Source organism: Vibrio sp. 1159, from assembly GCF_033340395.1.
GTDB lineage: Bacteria > Pseudomonadota > Gammaproteobacteria > Enterobacterales > Vibrionaceae > Vibrio > Vibrio alginolyticus.
This window is the reverse complement of the sequence record NZ_JAWOWL010000024.1, coordinates 1-11,448: the sequence shown is the minus strand read 5'-3', so window position 1 is coordinate 11,448 and position 11,448 is coordinate 1. Positions and strand designations below refer to the sequence as shown.

Sequence of the window (11,448 nt, the reverse complement as noted above, 5' to 3'; positions counted from 1 at the left end):
GTTAAAAGTCTGATCATCAGCACGCTATTTAAACAATCAAAAAACAATCCGTTGACAAAATGGCAACATGATATATTTTGAATACGTAATCAAAACATAATTATTCAATTACGGAGGTGATTTATGGCCATGGTTGGCTTCGATGAAAAGTGGCGTGATTTTCCCGACTACATTCTTGGTATCACAAAAGAGATTTGGGAAGACCGAGGTTTAAACACCTTAGAACACTACTACTCTCCCGACATTGTTGTGCGTACTCCACTCTCTATCGTTCAAGGAAACGAAGGGGTGATCAGTGCAACAATGGCGACACTGGCCGAGTTTCCCGATCGCACGCTATATGGCGAAGACGTCATTTGGTCAGGCACCCCGGAACAAGGCATGCTTTCTTCTCATCGAATCATCTCTACTGCAACACACAGTGGCAACGGCTTCTACGGGCAAGCCTCGAACCGCAAACTTCGTTTCCGTATTATCGCAGATTGCCACGCTATCAATAACCAAATCAATGACGAATGGTTGGTTCGCGATCAAGCCGATATCGCGAACCAACTGGGCATGACGTCAGAAGAGTTTGCACGCCAACAAATCGAATTTGAAGGTGGCGTGGAATCAAGCCCATTTCCGTTCACACCTGAAGTCGACATTCCTGGACCTTATTTGGGCGTAGGCAACGACAACGAATATGGTCATCGATATGAAGCAATTCTCAGAAGCCTTATGAATGCCGAGTTCTCAATAGTACCGAAAGAGTACGACCGCGCTTGCATCGGCGAATACACTGGCGGTCAAACTGCCCTATCACACTCGGAAGTCGATCATTTTTGGATGGCACTTCGTGCGTCTTTCCCAAATGCTCAATTTACCGTTCACCATCGTATTGGCCGAGATGACGACATGATGTCACCACGCGCGGCAATTCGATGGTCTTTGCACGGTAAGCATGAGGGATATGGGATGTTTGGTAAGCCTTCAGGAAAAGAGGTTTACATCATGGGGATCAGCCACGCTGAGTTTGGCCCTTGGGGTCTTCGTCGCGAATTCACTTTGTTTGACGAGACCGCAATCTGGAAGCAAATCCTGCTTCAGCAAGGCTAACGGCTGACTAAACACTATTTATTAAAATCACGGACAGTAAGGAAGCAACATGTCACTCAACATCATCGAACAGTTCTACCAGAACTACTTCAAAGCCGCAGACATCGAGCAAAAACAGGCCGCTCTGCAAACTTTGAACCCTGACGTAAAATGGTGCGTGGCGCACCCTGTGAACGATCTTAATGGCCCAGATGCAACCCACGAATCTTTCCTCTCACCACTTGTTAATGCTTTGCCTGACGCCGAGCGCCGACCAATAATTGTTATGCACGGCGAATACGAAGGCCGCACTTGGTACAACTCTACCGGCTACTTTATCGGTACATTTGAACAACCACTGTTTGGCATCCCAGCAACAGGGAAAACACTCTACTTGCGTTACACCGAAATGGTGTGTGTGGAGAACGACCAAATCACCGAATCTTACATGATCCCAGACTTCATCGACGCGATGAATCAAGCAGGCTGCAACCCTCTTCGTAAAAGCTTAGGTCACGATGGCTTGGTTCCTTCTCCTGCAACTTCTAACGGTATTCAACAATCTGTTGTGTCTTTGGAAGAAAGTGAAAAGAGCGCCCAGCTGGTTGAAGATATGCTGTCTTGCTTGGGTCGTTTTGATGGCAAAGATCTTTTCTCGATGGATTTAGAAAACTACTGGCACAATGACTTTATGTGGTACGGCCCTGCTGGTATTGGTACTACGCGCGGTATCAAAGGTTTCCGTAACCACCATCAAGCGCCATTTGTGTTTGCCTTCCCTGACCGAAGTGTCGATATTGAGGTCAATTTTTTGGCCAAAAATGACTACGTATCCACAGGTGGTTGGCCACATATGCATGGTACTCACACTGGTCACAGTGGCTGGCTCGGTCTCGCCCCGACAGGAAAACACATCGAACTTCGCGTTATGGACATTTGGCGACGCGAAGGCGATTTACTGAAAGAAAACTGGGTGGCGATCGACATCGTTCATATCCTGCTGCAACTTGGCTATGACGTGTTTGCACAAATGAAAGAACAGTTAGAAGGACCTAATTATGCATGAGTTTGGCGCACTTAACTGGAGCATCCTTGGGGGATACATAGCCCTAACGCTAGTATTGGGTGCGGTGATTGGTAAGCGAGTAACTTCAGCTAGCCAATTCGCTTTGGGTGATAAGAGCATCCCTTGGTGGGCGATCGGTATTTCTGTCGTTTGTACTTACGTGAGTGCCATGTCTTTCCTTGGTGGGCCAGCTTGGTCTTACAAAGAAGGCCTGTCGGTTATCGCGATTCACCTCAATTATCCGCTGGTGATCTTCTTCATCGTGGCTGTGTTTATGCCGTTTTTCTACAACAACGGTTTAACCTCTATCTACGAGTATCAAGAACGACGCTTCGGCAAGGCTTCACGACTGACTTTGTCGTTTATCTTCCTTATCAAACAAGCATTGAGCTCGGCAGCCGTACTCTACGCGACAGCAATGATTTTAGAGTTCATTACTGGTATCGACGTGATGTACTGCATCATGATCGTCACTGCAATTGCCCTTATCTACACCGTAATGGGCGGTATCGCGGCTGTCATTTGGACCGATGTGATTCAAGCAGTAATCTTATTTATTGGCGCATTCATCATCATTGAAGCCGTTTGGAATGGCATGCCTGCTCCAATGACGGAGGTCATGGCAGAACTCAAAGCGAAAGGAATGACCGATGCCCTACAAACAAGTTTTGACCTAAGCCAAGTAACGACTGTATGGGCCGGCGTTATCGCAATGACGATGTTCCACACCACCGTGTATGGCGGTAACCAGATGATGGTACAACGTTGTATGGCCGCGAAAAACATGGGCGATGCGAAAAAGGCAATGTTGATGATGGGCTACGTGGCCTTCTTTATTTACTTTGTCTTTATCTTGCTTGGCGTCCTATTCAACGCTTATTACGACGGTAAAGAGTTTGAAAACGGCAACACCATCATTCTTCATTATGCGAGTGAATATGGAATGCCAGGCTTGATGGGCATCATTGCCGCTGCGATTCTGGCGGCAAGTATGTCGAGTCTCGATTCCGCATTTAACTCAATGGCGACCGTTTCTGTGGCTGACTTTTACAAACGCTTCTACAAGCAAAACGAGTCGGAAGAGCATTACTTAAAGGTATCGCGTTTCTTCACGGTGGCGTGGGCGATTTTGGTCATCATTCCAGCGATCATGTTTGCCACCAGCACAGGCTCGGTACTGGAAGTGCTGAGTAAGGCAGGCTCTTACTTTGTCGGTGCGAGCTTCTGTATGTTCGTCCTTGGTTTCTACTCAAAACACATTACGGAAAAAGGCTTGTTAATTGGCGTTGCTGCTAGCTTCTTGGTGATTTGGTATGTAGCCGTTGCGACCGATATTGCGTGGCCTTGGTATTGCGTGATTGGCGTCCTTGTGAATGCCGTTGTCGCTTACATTGCTAGCCTTCTCCTGACGGGTAAACAAGATGAAATGCATCTTTACACAGTGAAAGGCCAGCAAGCGGAATATGCTCGTCTAAATAAACCAATCAAGGAAGATGGTTGGTATGTCGTTCCCGGCAAAATCGATGCTCCATGTTATGGCTTACTAGTGATGTTTGTATTCTCGATCGTGATGCTTTGGGGGATCAACGCGTTTACCGACAACGCTCCTATGCTGATTAACTTTATGCGTGGCTGCTCTATTCTTGTCGCTACCGCTTGCATCGGATACATGGGGTATTCACTCCTCTCCCCAAAACGTAAAGTTGCAGTCAAACAAGCAAATTAATGTTCTTTACGCAGATACTGTACGTCCAACAAACGGACAGTATCTACGCTCTAGATCTAGTGCTAGCTCAAAGCAAACCAAATGGGTTAACCCACATTTTGCTTTTTAACACTCCAAAGCCATTATTCTACTTAGGATACCCCGTCAGAACATTTATGAATACGTACCTATTTATGCTAGTCTTATGACCTCAATTACTGGCAACTAAGTTTTATTCATGAAATCAATTAAACACGTAGTCACATCAAAAGATGTGGCAAAGATGGCAGGCGTCTCTCAATCTACTGTATCGCGCGTGTTTGTTCCGGGTAGCTCAGTATCCGAAAAGACCAAGCAAAAAGTCTTTGAAGCGGCTAAAGCCCTTAACTACCGCCCTAACGCCTTTGCACGTAGCCTGACCACAAACGAATCGAAATTGATAGGTTTGGTGTTTCCTGATGCGGATTACCCTATCCATATGAAAACACTGCAATTAATTTCCAGTGAGTTACAGAAAAAAGGTTATTCTGCCGTATTGATTCCATGGCAAGTGGATGAAGAAGAGGGCCACTCAATCCCAAATATCTTCCAGTATCGCGTCGATGGTGTCATTGCTGCTTCCGCAACCTTCAATAAGTCCCTTTATGAAGAATGTGAAGAGTTTAATATCCCAATTGTTCAATACGCACGAGTTGTTGAAGGTACTAGGAGTAGCTACGTTATCAGTGACAACTACGAAGCAGGCCAACAAGCCGCGCAACTTCTGCACAAAAGTGGCGTGAAGAACGCGGTTTATTTGACGGGAGAAGTGCCAACCTTTACGAATGACGAACGCCAAAGCGGCTTCTGCTCTGAATTTGAAGACCTAACCGGCAAGACGCCACGCATCATTGAAGCCAGCTATGACTACGCGAGCTCACTTGATAAAGTCCGTGCCATACTGGCAGACAAAAATCGGCCTGAAGCAGTGTTCTGTGCAACCGATAACCTTGCGATGGCGGTCATGGATATCGCCCGTATAGAATGCGGGTTGAGGATTCCTCAGGACTTACAAGTCATTGGTTTTGATAATATTCCTCAGACAGAATGGTTAAGCTATCAATTAACCACGTTCCGCCAGGATTTCCGTCGCCTCGCTCGCGAGTGCGTGAAGATCATTGTTGATCAAATTAATACGAAAAACGGCAGCCTAGTAAAAATGATGGTGCCAGTGAAGTTAATCGAGCGCCAGACAACAAAAGCTTAAATAGCTATAGCCAGCCATTCGGTTGGCTTTTTTATTTGCCTCTGACTCCCAAACGGCTCATTTAGTGTTGTAAGCATTAATGAACCCATGTATATTTATGAGCTATTACACTATATGAACCAAACAAAAAAAGGCTCATAATCCTTATGACCACGTATCTTTACACTCGTTATTCGCCAAAAAATCGAGCTTACCAAGAGCACCTTAATACTCTAAAAGCTTTTGCTCCCGAAGCTCAGCATTTTGAGGATAAGGTTCGTGGTTGCATGCCTCCAACCGAGAGAGAGGCATTCTTACAACTGCTCGATTCCGTCAGAACTGGGGATACGATTGTGCTCTGGTGGCTGACCGCATTTGGTCGCGACTTTAGTCAAGCATTGAACACAATAAAAATGCTACTCGATAAAGGGGTAACATTGAAAACCGTATGTGAATCACTAACTTTTGAGCCAGGTTCTGTTCAAACTCAAACACTACTCACAGTGTTATCTGGATATGGGAAAGTGCAGACTGAACATCGCCTGTTTGCCGCAGAGCAAGGGCGACAGGCCATTAAAGAGCAGCCAGAATTATGGAAACAGAAGTTTCGCGGCCGCCCCGCAAACAAAACCAAACACCAACAGATCGCAACGTTACTGCTAGAAGGCTACACATTGCAAAACGTGGCAGAGCAATGCGAAGTCAGTCTATCGACTGTGAAGCGGGTCAAAGCAAAGCTAAATGAAGTGGATGACGAAGGCGGCTTAAGATCACGACGCCAAAAAGGTTGTTTGAATGGAGACCAGTCATGAGTCGCCCAATCAACTTTCATACTATACTACTCGCCTGTCTTATTATTAGCGTTGGCCAGTTGAGCATGGGGCTAGTCATGCCCTCTTTGCCATGGATAGCAAAAGACTTTTCCATCTCCCTCGACCAAGCTCAACTACTTGTGAGTATTTATTTGCTCGGCTTTGGCCCCTCTCAATTTATCTACGGGCCAGTGTCAGATGCTTTAGGACGAAAAAGAGTATTACTTACCGGTTTACTCATCGCGATGTCTGGTCTGCTGATGATTATTTTCTTCAGTGACACATTTACAGGGATGGTAATGGGGCGCTTTTTACAAGGGTTAGGTACAGGATGCTGCGCGGTACTCGCGAGGGCGTCGACTCGAGATAGATTTAGCGGGGATGAACTCCCAGTGGCAATGTCTTACATCGCCATGGCGGCTTCAATCACGCCACTTATTGCACCTGTGATTGGCGGCTTTATCAACTTCCACTTCGGTTGGAGTATGGTGTTTATTTCTCTATTGGGCTATGTCTCGCTGGCCTGGGTAATCATCGCCTTTAAGTTCACAGAAACCATCACAAAACGTTCTGTCATTCCGTCACCCCGAAAAATGTTACTCCAATACAAGAGCTTACTTACGTCTCGTTACTTTATGAGTTTCGCCAGTATCAGTTGGTTAAACTTCAGCTTAATGATTACGACAGTCTCTGTGATGCCATTTATCATGCAAGATCAAATTGGCATGACCTCCGCTCAATACGCGATGTGGGCGCTCATTCCCGCTTTGGGTATGTTATGTGGTACCACGATTTGTAACCGAGTAAGGCCAATTATTGGCAATAAAAAAATGCTGCTTTGCACCCCATTTCTTCACCTCGCTGCCGCAATATGGTTATTTTTCTGCCCTGTTGAGCCTCTATTTCTGATGCTAGGACAGCTATTAATGATCTTGGGTAATGGTATTGCCCTACCTTGTGCACAAGCGATGGTAATGCAACCTTATAAAAAGCAAGCAGGTGCCGCAGCGGCAATGTCTGGTGGTGGACAAATGGTCGTCTCCTCATTGGTCAGCTTAACTCTGGTGCAGCTTGGATTGAGTCAAGCATGGCATCTAGCGATCGTTATCGTAATATTTGCATCGCTTACCTTCACCAACATTCAACGTGGCTTTAGTGCAGAGCAACCTTCAGAACAATAACAACAAACATACTATTGTCCTTATAGCTACAACAAATCGTATAAATTTAAATTTAGGAAAAGTTGGCGGATACTAACATGATGTTGCATTTAAGAATGGGCGCCGTAACACTCGCCACATTGATATCCGCTGGTACTGATGCGAGCGCCAACGAGAACTGGCAGTTCGAGAGTGACAAGAATGGAATCACAATTTACTCCCGAGAACATAGTGACGGTTTAGTTGAGATCCGTGCCCGGATGTTCACACCCACCAGCTATGGTGCATTTTTAACGCTACTGGAAGACAGTGACAACATCCCGAACTGGATTGACAATGCCAGTCATAGCCGGGTTTTAAATCAGATATCGGCCACCGAGAACATCGTTTACACCCAGTTTAAAGCACCATGGCCTGCCAAAAATCGGGATATGGTCACCTACTCAAAGTACTGGGTCGATGAGCTGGGATTCACCATAGAAATCAAAAGCGCACCTGACTCATATCTTGCTGAACAAAATGGTTATGTTCGAATTCGCTCGGTTGATGCGACTTGGGAGTTACAAAAACTCACAAACGATACAACACTCGTGGAATACAAGGCGTTTGCTGATCCCGGAGGTCTATTGCCAAACTGGCTGATCAACAAACTTTCAAAAGAAAGTGCATGGGCGACATTTGGTAACTTAAGAAAAGAGTTACCTGAATATCAGCAATACTCTCATCCTCAAATAGATGAGTAAGCGTCGCTCTTCCCACTCGCTTTTTAATGCGGTACATAATAACAAAAGGCGGCATATGCCGCCTTTTTCTACTCAATGTGTTACTGTTGTGCAACCGTTACAGGTTTAGTTGCACCACGGTAATCAAACTCAAAACCAATACCTTGGTCTGTCACGTCCATCGTCATACCACCAACAAGCTCGCCTTGTAAGCTTTTGACAACATCATCCGGAACCGGCTCCCCAGTGATTGACGACGCACTCTCTAACACTTCCAAAATACGCTCTGAATCAAAATCAAAGCTGAACAAGCCATTTGGAGAAAGTGATTGCGCCATCACTTCTTTGCTTGCTTCCGCAGCACTATCACCACTGTAAAGGGTGAAATGGTTTTCGTTTAGACGAGCAAACACGTCCACCTTCATGCCAGTATGCATTTCTAATAGGTCACTGACATTAACAGGTTGGTTATCCGGTTGAATTTGCAATTGAGCAAGTTCAGGAACGAACATTTGCGCAGTTTGAATAAGCATCATTGGATCATTGGCAGAAAGAGACAACATACCATCTAGCTGGCTAAATACTTCACCATGCTGAGCATTAGTATCTACTTTGATATCAAACATTTGCAGGCTTAAGCCTTTGAGGCCGTTAACCATGCCTGACCCCATGCTTACAGCGGCTGCTGGATTCTGGCCGCCCATCTCTTGCTGCATTTGTGTCAATAAAGAGCATTGATATTGAGGCTGGGTCAAGTCAGCCCAAATCTGACCAATCGATGGCGCTAGCGTATTAATGTCTAAACCAAGCGCCATACTAAAGAAACTCTTATCACTTTTAGACTCTGCCAATACACCACGAATTGACTTGAGCGCATCTAGAATCACTTTATTGTTGGACTCAACAACAAAAGAACCTTTAATGAACGCCTGATCGCCTTTCATCTTGTATTCTGCAAACGCGACGGACTGAGGCCAGTTTTCTGCAACTTGAGTAAGCTCAGTATGGCAGGCTGGTGAACGCATTTCCTCAATAGTTGGTTCAGGATCTATTGCATCCAACGTGCTGATTTGACGAGCAAACATATTGCCATCTTTCGTCGTCAAACCTTTAATCACTTCGCGATGATCAAAGTAACCAAAAGAGTTGTTGTTTTCACCGTATTTGGCTTGCAACGCCTCAAGGCGTCCACTGTCAGCAATATTTTGACTTGGTGCTTCAAGCCCTAATGCCATTTTAATCGGGTTTTGAACGCCCAGTTGCGGAACATCAACCGTTAACGTAAGCACGTTATCAACCACGGCTACAACCAAGCCAATACCGTCCTGCGGGTCAATTGAATCAGTCATCTCGTAACGACGATACTCGACTTCACCAAGCTTAACCAACTCATGCTTAGCGCCGCTCATCTGCTCTTCATGATCCAGTGTTTTCCATAACGCGGCAGGGTCTTCAATATCCACTTTGTACACCGGTACCATACCAATTGTGTACAACACAGGATTAATGTTTTCCCCGGTGCCCAAATAAGCTTTTAATGTTTCTGGCGACGCAGCACTCTCTAGGTATCCATCGAATAAGTTAACTGCAAACTGCTGTTGTGGAGACAGTGGTTCATCGGCAAAAAGTTCTGCAATCGAGCCTTGATTCGCCGTACCGAATGCGTTCATGTATTTATAATGGTTAAAAGGTTCAGTCTGATACGTCACCATAAGTGAATCTGCAGGAACTTGCGTTAACAGTGAGCCTGCATCACTCGCGGTAGTATTGTTTTGGTACAGGTAGCCAGCGCCCCCTGCTGCTGCGACCACTGCTGTAGCCAATAGTAGTTTTTTCACGACCAACTCCGTTGTCATAGTTATGTGTTCCTAAACGAAATGTAACGCTTAGGTTTAAAGCCAATGAATAGTGCTTTATATCAACCGCTATCATAAACAAGTTATCGATGTAATGAATGTCGGTTTGATAAATTATCCAACATTTATAAGGCAAACCGTGAAGTAAGTTGAATTGCGTGCGGATGCTATTGGCAATATTCACAATCCAATTTCTCGGATAACCGCCTTAAAAATCATAATATTCAGTTAAATGAAGCGATTTGGAGTAATTACGACCAAAATCAGCAGAATATTAAATCTTTATTGAGTCTTTTATCTAATATCTGAAAACGCCTCACGACCTGACACTTCTTTCCAATTTGCCTCTGGCAGTCCCTACTCGTTTTCCTTACATTCCTACTAACTCAGTGACGAGACGTATACCAAATACGAGCAATAGAAGACGATGAAAGACCAGTTGACGATCTCTATATCAACTATCAATGGCTCAAGACATTGGTACTTCAGTAAAAGGATGCAACGCAACATAAAAACGTTTTTCGTTTTTTTTGTTGTTGCTCTGGCCGCGACCGTAATCTTAATTCATCACTTGTACACTCGCGTTGATAATGCAGCGTTAAAACAAGCTGAATTGACAGAGCATTCACGCACCATGGGTGAAGAGCTCAGCACACTGAAAACACTTAAATCAGAGCTAGAAAATGACCTTTCAGAACGGGAAGAACGGGTACAACTTGTTTCGGAACGTTTGGGTGAATTAGAGAAAGTGCTTGGGGTTGGAGAACATACCTCGACAAATAACTTGGATGCTAGGCTCGATGCAGCGGCGATAACCTCAAACGTTCGCATGGTGTTATTAAACCAAATACCAAGTGGCTCTCCAGTCGGCAACGTACGGCTATCTTCCGGATTCGGTAAGCGTATCCATCCGGTGACAAAAGTTGCCAAAATGCATCGTGGGCTCGATTTTGCCGTAAATATCGGTACCAAAATTTATGCCCCTGCCGATGGGGTAGTGGAAGTTACCCGCCGCAGTAATAAAGGCTCTGGTAACTTCCTCAGGCTACAACATTCTTTCGGTTTTTCGAGTTCTTATTCGCACTTGAAAGCGTTCAAAGTAAAAAGTGGTCAGTTCGTCAAAAAAGGGCAGCTGATTGCAATTTCCGGCAACAGTGGGCTCTCTTCTGGCCCTCACCTGCATTACGAGGTGCGATTTGTTGGGCGAGCACTGAATCCGAAACCATTTGTCGATTGGAGCCTTAATGATTTCGAAGACATTTTTACTAAGGAGCGAAGAATACGATGGGAATCTTTAATCAAAACAGTGGAACAACGAGTAGCTCAGCAGCTTCAACTCTCATCGCCAAAGGCTGTTCTCTTAGCGGAGAACTCAAAGTAGAAAACGATGTCCAGATTGATGGCATCGTCGATGGTCAAATTAACGTGGAAGGCACTCTCGTTGTCGCAGAAAGCGGGCGAGTAAACGGTGAAATCTACGCTAAACAGCTGATCATTAATGGCATGATGGACGGAAACTGTCACGCAGAACACATTCAAGTGCTTGCCAAGGGACGCGTAAGCGGTAGGATCTGGAGCAATAACCTCAGCATTGAACCTGGTGGCAAATTCTTTGGTGAAGCAGCCGAATTACCTGAAAAGGAAGTGGTAACGTTAAAGGGTAAGGCTCAAGACAGTGCGATCACAAAAGAAAATAACACCAACAATGAAAAGCGACTTTCGCGTAAATCAGCATAAAAGCTTTGATTAATGACCCGTCCTGATATGGGTTGACACTTTTTAACTAAAACGCTCGATGTACTTCATCGGGCGTTTTGTATTTTAA

The 11,448-nt window shown here is 45.2% G+C and carries 10 protein-coding genes; 9 read left to right on the top strand and 1 reads right to left on the bottom strand.

Annotated features, from left to right (window positions below; genetic code table 11):
- Positions 1 to 123: 123 nt before the first annotated feature.
- The 7 genes from R7127_RS17570 (at position 124) to R7127_RS17540 (ending at position 7,788) form a co-directional block, all read left to right on the top strand.
- The gene (locus R7127_RS17570; RefSeq protein ID WP_064376319.1) at positions 124 to 1,098 is read left to right on the top strand and encodes an ester cyclase; all 975 of its coding nucleotides are present in this window, start codon (positions 124 to 126) and stop codon (positions 1,096 to 1,098) included.
- A 49-nt stretch (positions 1,099 to 1,147) separates the two neighbouring features.
- A complete protein-coding gene (locus R7127_RS17565) occupies positions 1,148 to 2,143 on the top strand; it encodes an ester cyclase (protein ID WP_017634491.1) in 996 nt (331 codons plus the stop codon).
- A complete protein-coding gene (locus R7127_RS17560) occupies positions 2,136 to 3,869 on the top strand; it encodes a sodium:solute symporter family transporter (RefSeq protein ID WP_005374733.1) in 1,734 nt (577 codons plus the stop codon). The genes R7127_RS17565 and R7127_RS17560 overlap by 8 nt, the downstream gene beginning before the upstream one ends.
- Positions 3,870 to 4,086: 217 nt before the next feature.
- Positions 4,087 to 5,094 (top strand): LacI family DNA-binding transcriptional regulator, encoded by a 1,008-nt coding sequence (locus R7127_RS17555; RefSeq protein ID WP_017820101.1) that lies wholly within the window; start codon positions 4,087 to 4,089, stop codon positions 5,092 to 5,094.
- Positions 5,095 to 5,240: 146 nt separating this feature from the next.
- Positions 5,241 to 5,885 (top strand): recombinase family protein, encoded by a 645-nt coding sequence (locus tag R7127_RS17550; RefSeq protein ID WP_054576561.1) that lies wholly within the window; start codon positions 5,241 to 5,243, stop codon positions 5,883 to 5,885.
- Complete coding sequence (locus R7127_RS17545; protein ID WP_064376320.1) at positions 5,882 to 7,066, top strand: multidrug effflux MFS transporter; 1,185 nt, start codon at positions 5,882 to 5,884, stop codon at positions 7,064 to 7,066. Before R7127_RS17550 ends, R7127_RS17545 begins: the two co-directional genes overlap by 4 nt.
- 77 nt (positions 7,067 to 7,143) lie before the next feature.
- On the top strand, positions 7,144 to 7,788 hold the full coding sequence (locus R7127_RS17540; protein ID WP_149191699.1) for an START domain-containing protein: 645 nt from the start codon (positions 7,144 to 7,146) through the stop codon (positions 7,786 to 7,788).
- An 80-nt stretch (positions 7,789 to 7,868) separates the two neighbouring features.
- On the opposite strand, the gene R7127_RS17535 is transcribed toward R7127_RS17540, so the two are convergent.
- Complete coding sequence (locus R7127_RS17535; protein WP_017634495.1) at positions 7,869 to 9,623, bottom strand: hypothetical protein; 1,755 nt, start codon at positions 9,621 to 9,623, stop codon at positions 7,869 to 7,871.
- Positions 9,624 to 10,050: 427 nt separating this feature from the next.
- Here R7127_RS17535 and R7127_RS17530 point away from each other — a divergent pair, with 427 nt between their 5' ends.
- Both R7127_RS17530 and R7127_RS17525 read left to right on the top strand, forming a co-directional pair.
- The gene (locus tag R7127_RS17530) at positions 10,051 to 11,004 is read left to right on the top strand and encodes a M23 family metallopeptidase (protein ID WP_005374721.1); all 954 of its coding nucleotides are present in this window, start codon (positions 10,051 to 10,053) and stop codon (positions 11,002 to 11,004) included.
- Complete coding sequence (locus R7127_RS17525) at positions 10,908 to 11,360, top strand: bactofilin family protein (RefSeq protein WP_080276973.1); 453 nt, start codon at positions 10,908 to 10,910, stop codon at positions 11,358 to 11,360. Before R7127_RS17530 ends, R7127_RS17525 begins: the two co-directional genes overlap by 97 nt.
- Positions 11,361 to 11,448: the final 88 nt, after the last annotated feature.

Excerpts from the sequence above, each read along its gene's own strand:
- R7127_RS17545 (WP_064376320.1), top strand. The coding sequence starts at position 5,882 with ATGAGTCGCCCAATCAACTTTCATACTATACTACTCGCCTGTCTTATT.
- R7127_RS17565 (WP_017634491.1), top strand. The coding sequence starts at position 1,148 with ATGTCACTCAACATCATCGAACAGTTCTACCAGAACTACTTCAAAGCC.
- R7127_RS17550 (WP_054576561.1), top strand. The coding sequence starts at position 5,241 with ATGACCACGTATCTTTACACTCGTTATTCGCCAAAAAATCGAGCTTAC.
- R7127_RS17540 (WP_149191699.1), top strand. The coding sequence starts at position 7,144 with ATGATGTTGCATTTAAGAATGGGCGCCGTAACACTCGCCACATTGATA.
- R7127_RS17570 (WP_064376319.1), top strand. The coding sequence starts at position 124 with ATGGCCATGGTTGGCTTCGATGAAAAGTGGCGTGATTTTCCCGACTAC.
- R7127_RS17530 (WP_005374721.1), top strand. The coding sequence starts at position 10,051 with ATGAAAGACCAGTTGACGATCTCTATATCAACTATCAATGGCTCAAGA.
- R7127_RS17560 (WP_005374733.1), top strand. The coding sequence starts at position 2,136 with ATGCATGAGTTTGGCGCACTTAACTGGAGCATCCTTGGGGGATACATA.
- R7127_RS17555 (WP_017820101.1), top strand. The coding sequence starts at position 4,087 with ATGAAATCAATTAAACACGTAGTCACATCAAAAGATGTGGCAAAGATG.
- R7127_RS17525 (WP_080276973.1), top strand. The coding sequence starts at position 10,908 with ATGGGAATCTTTAATCAAAACAGTGGAACAACGAGTAGCTCAGCAGCT.
- R7127_RS17535 (WP_017634495.1), bottom strand. The coding sequence starts at position 9,623 with ATGACAACGGAGTTGGTCGTGAAAAAACTACTATTGGCTACAGCAGTG.